20 protein-coding genes are annotated in these 15,510 nt (G+C 41.4%); 17 read left to right on the forward strand and 3 right to left on the reverse strand.

Features of this window, described 5'->3' with window-relative positions:
* The first annotated feature begins 131 nt into the window (after positions 1 to 131).
* The 12 genes from IM322_RS18255 (at position 132) to shc (ending at position 8,661) form a co-directional block, all read left to right on the forward strand.
* Positions 132 to 827 carry a helix-turn-helix domain-containing protein gene (locus IM322_RS18255; RefSeq protein WP_287713291.1) on the forward strand — a complete coding sequence of 232 codons (696 nt, stop codon included), beginning with the start codon at positions 132 to 134 and terminating at the stop codon, positions 825 to 827.
* 66 nt (positions 828 to 893) lie between these two features.
* Positions 894 to 1,274 (forward strand): VOC family protein, encoded by a 381-nt coding sequence (locus IM322_RS18260; RefSeq protein WP_287713293.1) that lies wholly within the window; start codon positions 894 to 896, stop codon positions 1,272 to 1,274.
* A gap of 173 nt (positions 1,275 to 1,447) precedes the next feature.
* Positions 1,448 to 1,831, forward strand: coding sequence for a hypothetical protein (locus IM322_RS18265; RefSeq protein WP_287713294.1), 384 nt, complete (start codon positions 1,448 to 1,450; stop codon positions 1,829 to 1,831).
* Positions 1,832 to 2,004: 173 nt separating this feature from the next.
* The gene (locus IM322_RS18270; protein WP_286392257.1) at positions 2,005 to 2,217 is read left to right on the forward strand and encodes a transferase hexapeptide repeat containing protein; all 213 of its coding nucleotides are present in this window, start codon (positions 2,005 to 2,007) and stop codon (positions 2,215 to 2,217) included.
* A 2-nt stretch (positions 2,218 to 2,219) separates the two neighbouring features.
* Positions 2,220 to 2,648: a type II toxin-antitoxin system VapC family toxin gene (locus IM322_RS18275; RefSeq protein ID WP_287713296.1), complete on the forward strand. Its 429-nt coding sequence runs from the start codon at positions 2,220 to 2,222 to the stop codon at positions 2,646 to 2,648.
* A 130-nt stretch (positions 2,649 to 2,778) separates the two neighbouring features.
* Positions 2,779 to 3,318, forward strand: coding sequence for a hypothetical protein (locus IM322_RS18280; RefSeq protein WP_287713298.1), 540 nt, complete (start codon positions 2,779 to 2,781; stop codon positions 3,316 to 3,318).
* Between the two features lie 122 nt (positions 3,319 to 3,440).
* Positions 3,441 to 3,893 carry a hypothetical protein gene (locus tag IM322_RS18285; protein WP_286392253.1) on the forward strand — a complete coding sequence of 151 codons (453 nt, stop codon included), beginning with the start codon at positions 3,441 to 3,443 and terminating at the stop codon, positions 3,891 to 3,893.
* 419 nt (positions 3,894 to 4,312) lie between these two features.
* Positions 4,313 to 4,630: a hypothetical protein gene (locus tag IM322_RS18290; RefSeq protein WP_286392252.1), complete on the forward strand. Its 318-nt coding sequence runs from the start codon at positions 4,313 to 4,315 to the stop codon at positions 4,628 to 4,630.
* A 366-nt stretch (positions 4,631 to 4,996) separates the two neighbouring features.
* The gene (locus tag IM322_RS18295; protein ID WP_287713300.1) at positions 4,997 to 5,515 is read left to right on the forward strand and encodes a DUF697 domain-containing protein; all 519 of its coding nucleotides are present in this window, start codon (positions 4,997 to 4,999) and stop codon (positions 5,513 to 5,515) included.
* A 180-nt stretch (positions 5,516 to 5,695) separates the two neighbouring features.
* Complete coding sequence (locus IM322_RS18300; protein ID WP_287713301.1) at positions 5,696 to 6,061, forward strand: hypothetical protein; 366 nt, start codon at positions 5,696 to 5,698, stop codon at positions 6,059 to 6,061.
* 5 nt (positions 6,062 to 6,066) lie between these two features.
* Positions 6,067 to 6,384, forward strand: coding sequence for an RNA-binding protein (locus IM322_RS18305; protein ID WP_149108058.1), 318 nt, complete (start codon positions 6,067 to 6,069; stop codon positions 6,382 to 6,384).
* 369 nt (positions 6,385 to 6,753) lie between these two features.
* A complete protein-coding gene (gene shc, locus IM322_RS18310) occupies positions 6,754 to 8,661 on the forward strand; it encodes a squalene--hopene cyclase (protein WP_287676647.1) in 1,908 nt (635 codons plus the stop codon).
* A gap of 60 nt (positions 8,662 to 8,721) precedes the next feature.
* On the opposite strand, the gene IM322_RS18315 is transcribed toward shc, so the two are convergent.
* Positions 8,722 to 9,117: a helix-turn-helix domain-containing protein gene (locus IM322_RS18315; RefSeq protein WP_286824256.1), complete on the reverse strand. Its 396-nt coding sequence runs from the start codon at positions 9,115 to 9,117 to the stop codon at positions 8,722 to 8,724.
* Positions 9,118 to 9,235: 118 nt separating this feature from the next.
* Between IM322_RS18315 and IM322_RS18320 the strand changes: the two genes are divergently transcribed.
* Together IM322_RS18320 and IM322_RS18325 are read left to right on the forward strand one after the other, a co-directional pair.
* Positions 9,236 to 10,231, forward strand: a complete 996-nt coding sequence (locus IM322_RS18320; RefSeq protein ID WP_287676649.1) for a glycosyltransferase — start codon at positions 9,236 to 9,238, stop codon at positions 10,229 to 10,231.
* A gap of 282 nt (positions 10,232 to 10,513) precedes the next feature.
* Entirely contained in the window at positions 10,514 to 11,419 is a 906-nt protein-coding gene (locus IM322_RS18325; protein WP_287676651.1) for an Npun_R2821/Npun_R2822 family protein, read from the forward strand.
* Positions 11,420 to 11,461: 42 nt separating this feature from the next.
* Here the strand turns inward: IM322_RS18325 and IM322_RS18330 are convergent, their stop codons facing one another.
* Both IM322_RS18330 and IM322_RS18335 read right to left on the reverse strand, forming a co-directional pair.
* On the reverse strand, positions 11,462 to 11,752 hold the full coding sequence (locus IM322_RS18330; RefSeq protein WP_286824252.1) for a DUF3288 family protein: 291 nt from the start codon (positions 11,750 to 11,752) through the stop codon (positions 11,462 to 11,464).
* 2 nt (positions 11,753 to 11,754) lie between these two features.
* Positions 11,755 to 12,369 carry a hypothetical protein gene (locus tag IM322_RS18335; protein WP_287676653.1) on the reverse strand — a complete coding sequence of 205 codons (615 nt, stop codon included), beginning with the start codon at positions 12,367 to 12,369 and terminating at the stop codon, positions 11,755 to 11,757.
* Between the two features lie 299 nt (positions 12,370 to 12,668).
* Here IM322_RS18335 and IM322_RS18340 point away from each other — a divergent pair, with 299 nt between their 5' ends.
* The 3 genes from IM322_RS18340 to IM322_RS18350 all read left to right on the forward strand — a co-directional run bounded on the left by IM322_RS18340 (position 12,669) and on the right by IM322_RS18350 (position 15,306).
* Positions 12,669 to 12,881 (forward strand): hypothetical protein, encoded by a 213-nt coding sequence (locus IM322_RS18340; RefSeq protein WP_287676655.1) that lies wholly within the window; start codon positions 12,669 to 12,671, stop codon positions 12,879 to 12,881.
* A gap of 146 nt (positions 12,882 to 13,027) precedes the next feature.
* Complete coding sequence (gene trpC / locus IM322_RS18345; RefSeq protein WP_287676658.1) at positions 13,028 to 13,918, forward strand: indole-3-glycerol phosphate synthase TrpC; 891 nt, start codon at positions 13,028 to 13,030, stop codon at positions 13,916 to 13,918.
* Positions 13,919 to 14,151: 233 nt separating this feature from the next.
* Entirely contained in the window at positions 14,152 to 15,306 is a 1,155-nt protein-coding gene (locus IM322_RS18350; protein WP_287676660.1) for a pyridoxal-phosphate-dependent aminotransferase family protein, read from the forward strand.
* The last annotated feature ends 204 nt before the right edge of the window (positions 15,307 to 15,510 follow it).

Raw genomic sequence — 15,510 nt, forward strand, 5'->3', positions numbered from 1 at the left:
CAGACAATAATCAGAGTAAATTGTGCTTAGTTAGAGGCGATCAATTGCCGCTCAATTAAGCCGTTAGAACACATGAGCTAGTTGGGATGTACAGCCCCATACAGGACGGTATCGATAAATCAGTTCGATCTGTGCAGTATTCAGAAGCACCGCCGCCCAGCAGCCTCGTTGGATTAGTACATTGCTTTTGGGAACTCAAAACAATCACCGATCTGCCAGAGGATTTTCACTACCATGCATTGCCCGATGCTTGCGTGAACATTCTGTTCAACCAAATCGAAACGGACATAGCGGGAGTCACTGCACTTCGCACCAAGGCTGAAGTATTAAACCTTGGAAAATCATTTCACTATGTTGGTATTCAGTTTTATCCGGGGGTATGGCAGGGTAAAACGGAGGAGATAGTTGATCGCTACGTAGGGACACCCTATTTAGGCAGTTTGCCACTGATCCAAGTCAGCGAAAAGATCAAAGATATGGATTTCAATCGTAAACTACCAGCCCTTTCAGACTTGGTTCAGTGGTTTCTCAAAGAAGAGTTGGTAAAACATAATGCTTTGACAGAGGAAATTCTGACGCAGCTTGATCAAATACATACTGTGGCGGACATGGCAAGACTTACGGAATTTTCACCTCGTCAACTTCAGCGAAAACTGAAGCAAATAACTGGCTTCTCACCACATGATTTTCTTAAAGTATTGCGTGTGCAACAGTCATTCAGAAGGCACTACCTTGAATTGTACGCAGATCAGTCGCACTATGTTCATTCATTTCGCAAGGTCACGGGCTACACACCCGCAAAGTACATCGCCAAGTTCGATGTCTGATTTCTACAATACGAGCAGCAATGTGCTGGCTATACTGAGTGCTCCACAATCAATTTGGAGGATGTCATGGAAAAGCCTAATGCAATCGGCTGGTTTGATATTTACGTAGAAGATATGGATCGAGCTGTTACGTTCTATGAGAGTGTACTTGGTCAGAAACTGGAGAAGATCATTGACCCGACAGGCGCAACACAAATGATGAGCTTTCCTGCAAACATGAAAGCGTATGGTGCATCTGGTACTTTAGTAAAATCGAAACATTCCCGCCCTGGAGTGGGTGGCACGGTGGTTTACTTCAGTGTTGAAGATTGTTCCGTACAAGAGTCCCGAATCATTGCGGCAAACGGTAAGATTGTCAGGTCAAAGTTCTCGATTGGGGAGTTTGGTTGGGTGACTCTGTGCGTAGACACTGAGGGCAATATGTTTGGTCTTAACTCAATGAACTGACTGGTGTGAACGACCAATTTCTGGTCAATTGCTATCCAAGATGCTTCCCGATGCGATTGGTGAGTTCTAACAATCCCGTTGCACGCCGACCGTTTTGAGTCTCTTCGTTGAGTTCGAGAGGTTATTAGCGGCGGGTGAACGGGGTCGTTAGACCACAAATATAGTTATGCGTCATGGCAATGAAAATATCTTCAAAGGTTTTTGCAGCTTCTACATTCTTTGTATCTCTAATTTTTCTCAATTCATCCACTACCATCGCAGCACATCTAAAAGAAACTTTTTTAAATCCACAGATTGAAGGGAAGTACATTGATGCTTGTCTTAACTCCTTCAGGTTTCAGGATGGCTGTAATAAACCTGCCCAAAATGAGGTTGCTAATCAATTCTGTCGTTGGAGACGGTATTCAAGTGCAATTCAGTGGCAAAGTCAGGATTTTGGGTGGAAAAATCGAACAATAAATTGGAAATGGACAGAGAGATATACGGATGGGGAATTGCAAGCTAATTTCTTCTCCAATGAAGGTGCTAATCGCTTCACAGTAATTGAATGCAGATAGCTATATTACTCCAACACTATTAGCCGATCTTGTAGGGTGCGTTGATGAAATGTAACGCACCTTGTTTCTGTTTGTATTGACACTAATTTGAACACAGTTACAATTTTTTAGTTAGACTAGAGTAAGCCCTTGCGCTACGCAACTAAATTATAACTTTCAATCTAAGAGCAGCCATGCTAGACACAGCAACTCTTGAACGACGCTTGATAACCCTTGAACAAGTGGTTTTTGATCTCCAGCATAAATTTGACAGTAAGCCTAGCTCCGACAATTGGCTCGAAAGACTCATAGGTTCTATCTCTGATGACGCAGCTTTTCTAGAAGCTCAAGAATATGGACGCGAGTTTCGACAGTCTGACAGACCGATTGATGACACTGGCAAATAATCGTGAAATATTTGCTTGATACCGACCATATCAGTTTTCTACAGCGCCGTTCCAGTTTGGAGTTTAGTCGATTAGCTTTGCGGATGTCGCAACATCCGATCACAGACTTTGCTTTATCGGTTATTAGTTTTCATGAGCAAGTAATTGGCGCTCACAGCTTCATCAATCGCGCCCAGAACAATACTGATATGGCTCGTGGATATACACTGTTGTTAGAAACTCTTAACGGTTTTGCAAAAGCTCCAGTTTTACCATTTGATGCTAAAGTGATCGCAATATTTGATGAGATGCGAAGTCAGAAGGTTCGTGTGGCTACAATGGACTTGAGAATTGCAGCAATCGCCATTTCCAACAATTTAATTTTGCTTACCCGAAATACTGGCGATTTCAGTAAAGTTCCGAACTTAATAACCGAAGATTGGACAGTGTAGCGCAGAAGGTCTAACTAGACCGTTAGACAGACCTCCTGGACAAAGTATTTCTCTCCAGTAGAATGATTCTCATGAGGGCTATGTCGAATACTAAAGGCTCCAAACACGACGAAATAGAGGCGCATTAAGAATGATTTATTTTCGCATTTGTACTAAAGTCAATAATGAAAAACTTGCACTTTCAGCTCTTCCTAGCAAGGATAAGCTAACTTCTGAGGCAGTGCAGAGTGAAGGTGAAGATCTTGATGCTCAGCTTTGGACTCCAGTGCTGCTCCCAAACATTGGCAGTGATGCCTGTGTACTACTCAATAAACTTTCTAATATTCTTGCTTGTGTTGAAAGCACTGGTTTCTTATCTTTTGGATTAGGGAAAAAGAAGCCTTCAACAAAGTTAGATGAATATCTAATATTTTTCCCGAAAAACACAGGAGATAATGCAGGAAATATTATGCAAGGTTTGATAGAGATGCAACTCAATCAATATGATGATTGCATAATTGGATGGAAGAATGCGATGAATCAAAAAGCACTAGTTGGCGCGATTTCATCTGGGAATAAAGTTGAAGTATTGATGGGAATTAAAGAATTTAGTTTAGAAGCATTAAAAGCATACCAAGAGGGAATACCTATCAACTTTTCTGGTTTATGGAAATTTGAGAGATTTGTGTAAATGGATCTTGTCAAATTGTCTAACCATTCATTGGAGCGGATGTCCGAAAAATACGGGTGAGTGGCTTGTTTTACGGGCCACCGCTCAATTCAAAGCCGTTATCCTGAACAAAACCAAAACAAATGTCGGTTCGAACAATTGTCGGCTTTGTTGCCGACTTCTCAACTGAACCCATCGGCAACGATCCGTCCGGAAAAGAGCTCGCGGCCTTTGTTGCTCAACGTCTCAAGGATGCTGGATTCGCCGTTGAAGCCCCTAACAACCGCGAAGACTGGGCGTGGGACTTCTACACCAAAGATGATGAACTCAAAATCCAAACCATCGTCGGCTTGGTCGATGACATGGATTCCGACCCGCCACGCCAATGGCTCATTACGAACGACTGCTGCGAACTAGGATTCTTTCAGCGTTTGTTTGGCACCAATCACCTTGCGGAAAAACGCAAACAAATGCTTCGCAGAATCTGCGAAGCTCTGCATCAGATCATTTCAGCAGATTCTCGCTTTTCGCACATTGTATGGTACGACGAAGACACGTTCGACAACCCGGATGATCAACCTGGAGCGTCGCCTTGACTCGTCGGTGCAAGGTCAGGATAACAAAGCGGTGAACGGGAGCCGCCGATGACGCGGGTTTTGAAATCTTAGTCTTTTTGTCGGCGGCTCCGTTACCGCCGACGTTAGCTTGACAGAAATACAAAGGAGCAATGGCGATATGTCAGGAGATGGATGGAGCGATAGAGAAGAATTTTGGTTTGACCATGATATTGTGCAGGACAAACTTTATTTGAATCCTATTTTCGCTGAAGGTGTCTTGTACCGCGCTCACAATCTTATGCGAGATTTCAAGAGTCTTACGTGGAGAAGAACAAAGATGAGTGGAAAGAAGATCATTACACATGGTTATCTCAACACACTGATTTGATTAATTCTGAGATTAAACTGATTTTCGATAAATTGAAATCACATGGCGAAAAAATTGCTAGAAGCTAAAAATGGCTGATCGACTCTATTATTCCGCCAACCTCTCTAACGAAGAAGTGCCATTCAAGGATTATTTTGAGCATCTATCTCAAGAATTTGACTATGATGGATATGAAATTTGGATAAAAAATACAGATTTCCAAAGATCTATTGGTGTTGGGATCGTAAACAGAAGAGCTAATCCTCCTGTTGCTGCCACAGTTTGGCTTAAATATGGAAGCTCTATAATTGATGCCCCTGTTACGGCAGACTTAATTAACGTGATTAGAGAAAATTTGAGAAGCGGGATTGAGTGTGAGTTTAATAAACATATCATTCAAAACCATTAATGGCAGGTCAATTCAGTCGTTAGTCCTCATAAAATTAGTATTAGAAAACCTCATTGGAGTACTTATGAGCCGTCAGACTGTCAAGACCGCTATTTCGACTGCTTTGCTTGGCATCATTTCATATTTAATGATAGACACGCCATCTCCTAACAAAGCCTATGCTTATACTCCCGCAAACCTCGTTAGTTGTTCTATTCAAGTTAGCCCTCAGTACGGGACTTACTACCGTGGGATTTACAGAACAATGGATGGGTCTAGATTTGCATTAGCATTTCGCTCCTACTGTCCATCAATGATTGATGCAGATGATTACTTTGTTCGCTAGATACGCGGCTATGATGGCTTTAAAATGAGGATTGTTTACAAATGAGTGATATTCCAATTCAGCTACTTCAGCATCTTGGTAAACATGGTGTTCGCATGAAGCAATTTCTAGGTGATAACTTCAGCAATGTAGATGAATCTCAACGTAGAGAAATGGCTAAAGAAGCACGCCAAATTAGTGCTTGGGCTGCCGCAGCTATTGCGCCTATGCCGATACCGTTTGCCGACATCTGGACAATTACACCTGTGCAAATGCTTATGGTTCGCGCTATTGGTAATATTTATGGGTACAAACTTGACGCTAAAACAGTCAAGGAAATGCTTGCAGTTGTTGGAGGTGGAATGCTTGGTCAACAAATTTGTCTTGCGTTATTCAAAATTGGTTTGCCAGGGGCTGGGGGTTTTGGAGGTGCTGCATTCGTATTTTTCTGGACACATGGCATTGGTAATGCAGCAGAACTTTATTTTCAGAGTGGTATGACTGCTACTGACGAGGATCTCGCAGCAGCCCGTAAGGAAGGAATGAAGCAAGCGAAAAATGAAAACCCAATAAGCGAGTAGCAATTATCTTGGTTATTTTTTTACATTAGAATTTTTATTTGTTTTTCAGCAAGTCTGAAACATCACCGCTTTTTGGTTTGTTGGTGAGACAATACTCTAATATTTTTTACAGGCAGGAAACTAACTCAAGACCTATGTAGTTTATGATACTGCTGTTTGTCTTAGCCAAAATACCAATATATGCAGTCGGAGCAGCTACGATCCGTCCAAATCGTTACAATTTACAAAGCTCCTCAAAAAGGTAAAGGTCAGAAATTGCTGGATGATGGATTTCAACCTGTTGATTTCCCGTATAACCCTCCTTATGTCGATGGAAGTTGCTACTTTGCAGGTCCAAATGACAGAAGTATTGCCGAGGAATTTAACCAGAGCTACCAAGATGGCATCCTTGAGGTTTCTATTGATCAGGCAAACTACGATAAATATTTCAAACAACTAGAATTTCGCTATGATGAAAAAGATAACTGCGAACGCATTGAGGTAGTTATTCCTCAAAGCCTATTTCCCGTCCTAAATCAATTTCCACGAGTCCTTAAATCACGGTAAACATCATGGATAGCAAAAGTTGGGAGCAAATCAAATCAAAATATAAGCTAGGTCAGTTTGTGCAGGGCAAAGTTGAATTTCATGCGCCTTTTGGTATTTTTGTAAAGATTGATGAATCCTTGGTCAAGGGGCTAATTAAAATCCCTGATTTTTTAGATGAGGGTAAAATGAGTCAAGAAATGTATCCTGAAATTGGCACAACCATAGGGGCTGTTGTGGTTGGATATAACGAGAGCAATTGCCGTGAGATATATCTAAATGCCAAGCCCAGCGTTCTTCACAAAGCTCTTGTACCTCTAAAAGTTCTTGCCTTAGCTTGTTAATCGCTCCCTATAAGGGGTGCAAGCTAACACTGCGTTGGAGCCGACTTTACTCAGGTAATCTATAAAAGCCCAAAATTGCCTATGGCGGCTCAACTACACCGTTAATGTTGCTCCAGCAATTCTCATTTTGAAACGATTTTGCGTTGTTTCAGCGATCTAGAGATTCGTTAAAGAATTTTAACCCCTCTAGGTGCAAGGGTTTTAATGTCATGAAACCTTAAAATGAGAATTGCTGGTGGCAACCCACGCAGATTCCTTTACGGGATTCTTTGGGAACAAAAGCCCATTCTTTAGCTACTTATTAAAAACTTTGTAAATAAGATTATCTTATTTGTACTCGTGGTCCCTAGAGGTTGTCGAACGGAAAAAATGCAGATTCAGGACAAAATCACCGAAATAGCCGCTAAAACAGCGAAAGCGATCGAACTTTCTCAAAATTATTTACTTTCTACCCAATACTCTGACGGTTACTGGTGGGCAGAATTAGAATCTAATGTCACCATCACCTCAGAAGCAATTTTACTGCACAAAATCTGGAAAACTGACAAAAAACGCCCCCTAGACAAAGCAGCCACCTATCTGCGTCAGCAACAGTGTCCTAACGGCGCTTGGGAGTTATTTTATGGGGATGGTGGCGATCTTAGCACCACTGTGGAAGCCTACATGGGGCTGCGACTATTGGGAATTCCCGTTAATGATCCTGCTTTAGAAAAAGCTAGAGAATTTATCTTAGCTAAAGGTGGCATCAGCAAAACCCGCATTTTCACCAAAATGCACCTCGCTTTGATTGATTGTTACGATTGGCAGGGGGTTCCCTCTATCCCCGCTTGGATTATGCTACTGCCGGAAAATTTCCCTTTTACTATCTATGAAATGTCCAGTTGGGCGCGGGGAAGTACGGTTCCTTTGTTAATTGTTTTCGACAAAAAACCCGTATATAAAATCGGTTTTAATCTCGATGAACTCTATACAGAAGGGGTGAATAATGTCAAGTATGAGTTACCAAAAAATAACGATTGGGCGGATGTTTTTCTCTGGTTAGATGGGCTGTTTAAATGGGCAGAAAAAACTGATTTAGTTCCCTTCCGTCAAGAAAGTCTGAAAGCGGCGGAAAAATGGGTAATTGAACGACAGGAAGACACAGGAGATTGGGGGGGAATTATCCCAGCGATGTTAAATTCTCTATTAGCTTTAAAAGCCCTAGGTTATGATGTTTACGATCCGATTGTTGCCCGCGGTTTAAAAGCGGTGGATAATTTTGCCATTGAGACAGATAATACCTATTGTGTACAGCCCTGTGTTTCGCCGGTTTGGGATACGGCTTGGGTAATTCGATCGCTAATTGAATCCGGTCTAAATCCCGCTCATCCAGCTATGATTAAAGCGGGACAATGGTTAATCGATCAACAAATTCTTGATTATGGCGATTGGGCGATTAAAAATAAAATCGGAACCCCCGGGGGTTGGGCTTTTGAATTTGATAATCGCTGGTATCCAGATTTAGACGATTCGGCAGTGGTGGTGATGGCTTTAGAGTTAATTAAAATGCCCGATGAAAAGATTAAAAAAAGCGTGATGAAACGGGCAGTTAATTGGATGGCTACTATGCAGTGTAAAGCTGGTGGTTGGGGAGCTTTTGACATCGATAACGATCAAAACTGGCTTAATTCTTTGCCCTATGCCGATCTAAAAGCAATGATCGATCCTAATACGGCTGATGTTACTGCAAGAGTTCTAGAAATGTTAGGCACTTGTGATGTTAAAATGGAGGAAAATCGAGTTAAAAAAGCTTTAGATTATCTGGAAAAAGAACAGGAAGCTGATGGTAGTTGGTTTGGTCGTTGGGGTGTAAATTATATTTATGGAACCAGTGGGGCATTATCTGCTTTGGCTTTTCTGGAACCGAATAAATATCGCCATCAATTGCAAAAAGGAGCCAATTGGTTAAGCAGTTGTCAAAATGTTGATGGTGGTTGGGGTGAAACCTGTTTTAGTTACAATAACCCTAAATTTAAAGGACAGGGAAATAGTACCGCTTCCCAAACTGCTTGGGCATTAATCGGTTTATTAGCCGTCGGGAAAGTTACCGGTAATTATCAGCGAGAAGTGATCGAAAAGGGCGTTAATTATCTTCTTATTACCCAAAAAGAAAATGGTACATGGGATGAAGATTACTTCACCGGCACAGGTTTTCCCTGTCATTTTTACCTGAAATATCATTTCTATCAGCAGTATTTTCCTCTACTGGCTTTGGGGCGTTATCGGGCTTTGATTTAGTCTGTTAACCTATGCGTTAAGACAGGAAATAAGCTTAACTGTCTAGCGCATTTTTTGTGACTAACTAGGAAAAAATAAATCAGGAGATATATTTAAAAAATTGGCTAATTTTTGAATATAGATAGGAGTTAACTCTTGTAGGCCATCAAAAATGTCATCCAGGGTTGACTTGCTTTCAAAAATAGATAGCAAATCTTGCTTTTGTAGGTTTCTTTCCTCTAATATAAATTTCAACAATTCAAGTCCATAAATATCAGGTATTGGCTCTTGATTTTCCTCATGCTCATAAATTAAAGCCCCTAAAACATTTAGATATTCCCTTTCTTCTGCCGTTAATTGGGGTTTGTCTAAAAGGCGATTAATAACCTCCTGCATCATTTCTAAGTCTTCCTCATTGTGAATAGGACGAGGAGGGTATTGCTTTAATAATTCTAAGTATTTATCAGTGGCAAACATAATTTAATAATATCTATGCTCGATCAACTATTGCCTTTAGATACCTCACACCTTAATAATTAAGTATAGAATAGCCAAGTCTCCAGACTACCGCTTAACCAAAACTTCTATTATCCTGATGAGAAACCTCTATTTTCTCTTGCCCGGTACTACTTCTCCTTTTGGTGGGGGTGGACTGTGGGCAGAAATGAAAACTGTCAATTTGGCTAGTCAAATTTGTAGCGCCCAGATTGTGACTTATCGTCAAAAAGAGTTAAATTATCCTTTTTTAGAGGATATACTCGCGAAAATAAGCTCGGATGACAGTATTTTTGTGGTTAGCTGGGGTTTTGATGTTCCTAAACTGGTGCAAAGATTGCGATCGCATAATATCATTTATCATGCCCATAGTACAGGTTACGGCTTCCGTTTACCCTCCCAAATACCAATTATCACCGTTAGCCGTAATACTATGGGTTATTGGGGAGAAAAAGCTCCTAATGCTTTGATTTACTATCTTCCTAATCAAATTGGCTCAGAATTTCTCAATTTAGGCTTAGAAAGAGATATCGATGTCCTAGTACAGGGGCGCAAATCCTCAAAGTATCTTCTCAATCGTCTAGTTCCCGCCCTCCGTCCCCACTGTCGCGTTAAGGTTTTAGATAGCTATGTGGAGGATTTAGTGGGATTATTCAATCTTAGTCGGGTTTATCTCTACGATTCGGCTGAATATTGGGCTGTAAACAGTTTAACGGAGGGTTTTGGCTTACCGCCCCTGGAAGCTTTAGCCTGTGGTTGTACGGTATTTTCTAGCGTCAATAGCGCCTTAGCCGATTATCTCGATCCCGGTTTCAATTGTCAAAAAATCGGGGCTTATTCCACTCAATACGATCGGTCACGTATTCTTAATTATGCCCGTAATTTTCCCGTTAATTCTTTACCGGCTAATTTTCTCGATGATTATCATCCCGAAAAATTACTACCACGTTTTGAAACAATTTTAAGAGAAATTAATGATTTCTTTGATATTAAAAAACACTATCCGGCTGATATAGAAGGTTTAGAACCCCTGCGACTTAAAAAATTATGGATACAGAGTTCCCTCGCTAAACTTAAGAAAAAACTGTTTAAGTAGCAGTGATCTTTCCTTAATTATTCGCCAATTCAAAAATGAAACCCACGACTCCTTAAGAGTTGACAGAGAAAGACCGATCGGCTATTCAGTGATCAGTGATCAGTGATCAGTTATCAGTTATCAGTTATCAGTTATCAGTGAACAGGGATATCGGGAGAAAAAAGCGTTCGACAAAAGCTCACGCCGAAGTCTGATGGCTGACCCCCCAAAAGGAAAACTTTCTACTTCACCATTAAGATAACTGCTATATAATTATTTCTAACTCTTGCCCCTAGGATATTTATGAAGCGAGGAATTTACATTACCGCTAATGATCGAGTTATCGAGCAGGCGATCGCATTAATGAATAGTATTCGTTTGTACGATCCCGATTCTCCCGTCATCTTGATTCCCTACGACAATAATTATCAAAAAATTGCCGATTTATTGTCCGAAAAATATGGCGTTATTCTCTATCCTGATCTGCAATTAGTGGAAGAATTAGCCCAGAAAATCTATGATATTTTTGGAGAAAAATTCTTTGCTCGTCCCAATCAATTTCGCAAGCAGGTGTGTTGGTTTGGAGAACTAGATCAATTTCTTTATATCGATACGGATATCGTAGTTTTTGAAAAAATAATAGATAATCTAAATTTCCTCGATACCTACGATTTTCTCTGCTGTGATTACCAACACAAAAAAGGGATTACTGATGTCTTTAATCCGATTGTTTTAGAACAAGGAATCTTCACGGAAAATGATCTAAGTGGAATGTTTAACGGTGGTTTTTGGGCTAGTAAAAAGAATCTGTTCTCAGAACAGGAATTATATAGTGCTTTTCAAGAATGTGCCGCTCATCCAGAATACTTTGATTTTTCTCAAAAAACCTCCGATCAACCGATTATTAATTATACCATTCTCAAACGAGTTCCCAATCGATTTAATATTGTCCGCGCTCCGGGTTGTCAAGCGGGAAATTGGGGGGGAAGTTCTCATTTTCAACGTCAGGGGAATATTTTAATCGATCCGAGATTAAATCAGCCCTTAAAATATTTACATTGGGCAGGAATTCGCATTGAACCGGGTTGTCCTTACTGGGATATCTGGAAATATTATCGTTATCTAGATGATCCTAATCCCCCCGCAGATCCGCCAGCAAGCAAACCAAAAAATCCTTTTCAGAGATTATTAGATAAAATCAAATTATAGGTTTGATTTTTCCTCTCGCACCATTAAGATAACTGCTGCAATTTAACTCCAATCCTGTTGCTCCTCGGTTTGGCGAATTTGATACACTTGTCCATGACTGTGCAGTTGTCGAGTTTTTGCCCATAAACTGACTTCATCTAACTGCCATTTTTCTAGGATTAAATCTAAATCTCTTTGGATTTCTCTTGCTCCCGGAAAGTTTTGATAACGTATGCGTAAACGAGCGCATTCAGCTAAGTTTAAATCATTGGGTTCTGATTGCAGTAGCTGATCAACAATCGGGCGATCGAGTCTTTCCTGTGGATGTTGTTGTTCTTGATTTTTACTAGCCATAATTAATCGAACCAACCGATATCGGAATCCGTTAACTCTGTGGGGGTAGGAGTGGGGGCAATATAACGGGCTAAAGTGGCCATTTCAAAGTTATAAAGACTGGGTTTCTTAGGCAATAGTTTGGTAATTGCTGACGGTTCAGGGGTGGGGGTGGGACTATTTTCTAGGGTTTTAATTTGATTATATAATTTTTCAATTAACTGTTTTTTATCAGTCAGTTCTGTTTCTGTCTTGCTTAATTGACTCGATAATTTTTCAATTAACTGTTTTTTATCAGTCAGTTCTGTTTCTGTCTTGCTTAATTGACTCGATAATTGTGCCAGCAAAGTAGTTTTTTCCGAGAGGACAGATTCTAACTGCTCGGTCTGTTGTTGTAACTGCTGTAAACTGACAGAGAGTTCCAGATGTTCTTTAAGTTCTTCTTCCAGAGAAATAACTGTTTCTTGGAGAGTTTGCTGATTTTTCTCGGTTTTTTCTAATTCTGCCGTCAAGTCGTTAATTTTTGCCTGTAGGGTGGCGTTAGTTTCCTTGGCACGTTTGGGAGAAGGAGAGGGTTGGGATTCTACCTCTTTATTAGCTTCTGTACGGATGAGATCGTTTAAATTACCTTTGGTCATAAGCTCTGCAAATAGGATATTACGATAGAATCGGATAGTGTCAAGAAATCTCTTGGTTTAGGCAATCGATAATTATTCGCCCGATATACAAGCTTGATTACGCCGGGGAATTGTTCCATAGGTTTTATTTTATAGCTTTAGGTCGATCGATCCCTGTCCATTTAAGCAATGAGAACAAATACCTAAATCTCGGTTTCATAGGTAAGATTCTAAATTTTTCTGTAGTTAATGATACAGAATAGCAAATTTGTGTCAGACTAAAGGTAGAAATCGATCGCACCTGTGGCAAGGATAAATTTATGAATATTCAAGAAAAAGCACGTCTTAATTTAACCCAAGAACGACAAGCAGAGGGAATGCTCGAAGAAAAAGTCTTAACTCGTACAGAGGAGCTTTTGGGGGAAGGGGAGGCAGGAACTGCGAAAGCACGGGTTTTATTAACCGAAAATCGTCAAGAAGAAGAAAAACTCCAAGATAAGATTTTAGAACGTTCGCTCGGAGCTATGCAATAGCCTTGAGGAGATTGGTGAAGACTGGGAATATCCACAAAAGTATAGATAAATATCTGTAGAGACGTGATTAACTGCGTCTCTATTTGAATTACTGATAACTAATCACTGTTAAACTAATCACTGTTCACACTCTGGACAGTGAAAAAATGCAGATCCGAAGAAAACACCCCAATCCTGCCGTCAAAGTTGAGAGTTTGAGTTATGTGGTGAAAGTGCCGGAGGCACAACCGCAAAATATTTTAGAAGAAATCGTTTGGCATAAAGAGATGGAAGTCGATAAATTGCGCGAACGGTTGCCTTTATTAGAATTACGCCAAAAAATAGCCAATACTGCGCCACCTTGCGACTTTTTAGCCGCCTTAAAACAGGGGAAAACCCAACCCGCTTTGATTGCCGAAGTGAAAAAAGCTTCCCCGAGCAAGGGAGTTATCCGGGAAGATTTTGATCCTGTAGCGATCGCCCGTACCTATGAACAGGGGGGAGCCACTTGTTTATCAGTCCTAACCGATAGTAAGTTTTTTCAAGGTAGTTACGAAAATCTTACCCTCGTCCGGCAAGCGGTATCTTTACCCCTATTATGCAAAGAATTTATCCTTTATCCCTATCAAATCTACTACGCTCGCTCTAAAGGAGCCGATGCTGTCCTTTTAATTGCCGCTATTTTAAGCGATCAAGACCTAGCATATTTTGTCAAAATTGTCAAGGGTTTAGGGATGACAGCTTTGGTAGAGGTGCATAGTCTGGCCGAATTCGATCGAGTGTTAGCCATTGAGGGAATCGAACTAATCGGCATCAATAACCGCAATTTAGAGACATTTAAAGTCGATTTAGACAATACTCGCCAATTACTAGAAGCCAGGGGTGAACAGGTGCGAGAAAAAGGTATTCTGATCGTCAGCGAATCGGGATTACACCAAGCTGCAGATCTAGCCACAGTGAAGCAAGCGGGAGCAAATGCGGTTCTAATCGGCGAATCTTTGGTAAAACTGCCCGATGCTGCCGTCGGTATCCAGAAACTCTTTGAAAATCTCGGTTAGGGATTTTTCAGTTATCGGTAAACAGTAAAAAGGCAGCTCCGAGCTTGTCCCTTAATACTATTCGCTGAAAACTCACACCTGATAACTGGTAACTGATCACTGATAACTGACACGGCTATCTCCCGGTATATAATCAGAGTTTGCCGAATCTTAAATCATCCCCTCAGAATTGATGCGATCGAGATTTGGTTTTTTATCTTTGTTAAATATGGCCCAACGAGAGAGGACGAACCATGGAAAATAAAAATATGTTGATGATTCCCGGCCCGACACCAGTGCCGGAAGCGGTATTATTGGCTATGGCTAAAGCACCTATAGGTCATCGGACGGGTGCTTTTAGCAAGGTAATCGCCGAATTAACCGAAAATCTCAAATGGTTGCATCAAACCAGTGGCGATGTTTTAATGCTAACTGCTTCGGGAACCGGTGCCATGGAAGCGGGAATTATTAATTTTCTTAGCCCCGGCGATCGAGTTTTGGTGGGGGATAATGGTAAATTTGGGGAACGTTGGGCGAAAGTGGCGAAAGCATACGGCTTAAATGTGGATGTCATTAAGGCAGAATGGGGTAAACCCCTAGATCCAGAGGCATTCACGGCTAAACTGACCGAAGACAAGGAAAAAGCCATCAAAGCGGTAATTATCACCCATTCGGAAACTTCCACCGGGGTTCTCAATGACTTGGAAAGCATTAACAAAGCGGTAAAAGACCACGGGGAAGCTTTAATTATCGTCGATGCTGTCACCAGTTTAGGAGCTTATCATATTCCCATCGATGAATGGGGTTTAGATGTGGTCGGTTCTGGTTCCCAGAAAGGTTATATGATTTCTCCCGGTTTAGGTTTTGTTTCCGTAAGTCAAAAAGCTTGGAAAGCCTACGAAACCGCCAAACTGCCCCGTTTTTATCTAGATTTGGGCAAATACAAAAAAGCCACCGATGAGGATAGTTCCCCCTTTACCCCTCCAGTTAACCTGATGTACGGTTTACAAGCTTCTCTGCAAATGATGAGAAGGGAGGGATTAGCGGCAATTTTCGCCCGTCACCAACGCTTAACGAAGATGACGCGGGCCGGTATGCGCGCCCTGGATTTGCCCCTCTACGCGGCGGATTCCTGGGCTTCCACGGCGATTACTGCGGTGGCCCCCACTCTGGTGGATGCGGAAAAAATTCGTTCGACTCTCAATAAAAAGTTCGACATCGCTGTCGCTGGTGGTCAGGATCACCTCAAGGGTAAAATCTTCCGTATCGGTCATTTAGGTTTTGCTAGTGAGAGGGATATCCTCACGGTTATCGCTGCCATTGAAGCGACTTTAATCGAGTTAGGTGTCGAAGGTGTCACCCCCGGCGCCGGTGTGGCTGCGGCTGCTTCTGTCATGGTGCAGGGTTAATCTTGGGTTTGCTTTTCCCCTTCTCCCCAGAGAGGGGGATTTTGGCGGGAAAATATACTTTATAGTTTGACATCCTCACCGCCGTAAACGGACGGTGATTCCCAAACCTCACGATTTAGGTTTCTGCTTCTTTCCCTTGCGGGGTTCCGCACCTGCCTTAACAGATTTACTCTGTTCTGGTCTTATGGTCGCTCTACAGACTGA

Origin of the sequence: Microcystis sp. M109S1 (genome assembly GCF_020247025.1) — a bacterium.
In the GTDB taxonomy this organism is placed as follows: domain Bacteria; phylum Cyanobacteriota; class Cyanobacteriia; order Cyanobacteriales; family Microcystaceae; genus Microcystis.

Excerpts from the sequence above, each read along its gene's own strand:
- trpC (WP_287676658.1), top strand. The coding sequence starts at position 13,028 with ATGCAGATCCGAAGAAAACACCCCAATCCTGCCGTCAAAGTTGAGAGT.
- IM322_RS18340 (WP_287676655.1), top strand. The coding sequence starts at position 12,669 with ATGAATATTCAAGAAAAAGCACGTCTTAATTTAACCCAAGAACGACAA.
- IM322_RS18325 (WP_287676651.1), top strand. The coding sequence starts at position 10,514 with ATGAAGCGAGGAATTTACATTACCGCTAATGATCGAGTTATCGAGCAG.
- IM322_RS18300 (WP_287713301.1), top strand. The coding sequence starts at position 5,696 with ATGCAGTCGGAGCAGCTACGATCCGTCCAAATCGTTACAATTTACAAA.
- IM322_RS18335 (WP_287676653.1), bottom strand. The coding sequence starts at position 12,369 with ATGACCAAAGGTAATTTAAACGATCTCATCCGTACAGAAGCTAATAAA.
- IM322_RS18280 (WP_287713298.1), top strand. The coding sequence starts at position 2,779 with ATGATTTATTTTCGCATTTGTACTAAAGTCAATAATGAAAAACTTGCA.
- IM322_RS18305 (WP_149108058.1), top strand. The coding sequence starts at position 6,067 with ATGGATAGCAAAAGTTGGGAGCAAATCAAATCAAAATATAAGCTAGGT.
- IM322_RS18330 (WP_286824252.1), bottom strand. The coding sequence starts at position 11,752 with ATGGCTAGTAAAAATCAAGAACAACAACATCCACAGGAAAGACTCGAT.
- shc (WP_287676647.1), top strand. The coding sequence starts at position 6,754 with ATGCAGATTCAGGACAAAATCACCGAAATAGCCGCTAAAACAGCGAAA.
- IM322_RS18320 (WP_287676649.1), top strand. The coding sequence starts at position 9,236 with ATGAGAAACCTCTATTTTCTCTTGCCCGGTACTACTTCTCCTTTTGGT.
- IM322_RS18315 (WP_286824256.1), bottom strand. The coding sequence starts at position 9,117 with ATGTTTGCCACTGATAAATACTTAGAATTATTAAAGCAATACCCTCCT.
- IM322_RS18290 (WP_286392252.1), top strand. The coding sequence starts at position 4,313 with ATGGCTGATCGACTCTATTATTCCGCCAACCTCTCTAACGAAGAAGTG.
- IM322_RS18285 (WP_286392253.1), top strand. The coding sequence starts at position 3,441 with ATGTCGGTTCGAACAATTGTCGGCTTTGTTGCCGACTTCTCAACTGAA.
- IM322_RS18270 (WP_286392257.1), top strand. The coding sequence starts at position 2,005 with ATGCTAGACACAGCAACTCTTGAACGACGCTTGATAACCCTTGAACAA.
- IM322_RS18260 (WP_287713293.1), top strand. The coding sequence starts at position 894 with ATGGAAAAGCCTAATGCAATCGGCTGGTTTGATATTTACGTAGAAGAT.
- IM322_RS18350 (WP_287676660.1), top strand. The coding sequence starts at position 14,152 with ATGGAAAATAAAAATATGTTGATGATTCCCGGCCCGACACCAGTGCCG.
- IM322_RS18265 (WP_287713294.1), top strand. The coding sequence starts at position 1,448 with ATGGCAATGAAAATATCTTCAAAGGTTTTTGCAGCTTCTACATTCTTT.
- IM322_RS18295 (WP_287713300.1), top strand. The coding sequence starts at position 4,997 with ATGAGTGATATTCCAATTCAGCTACTTCAGCATCTTGGTAAACATGGT.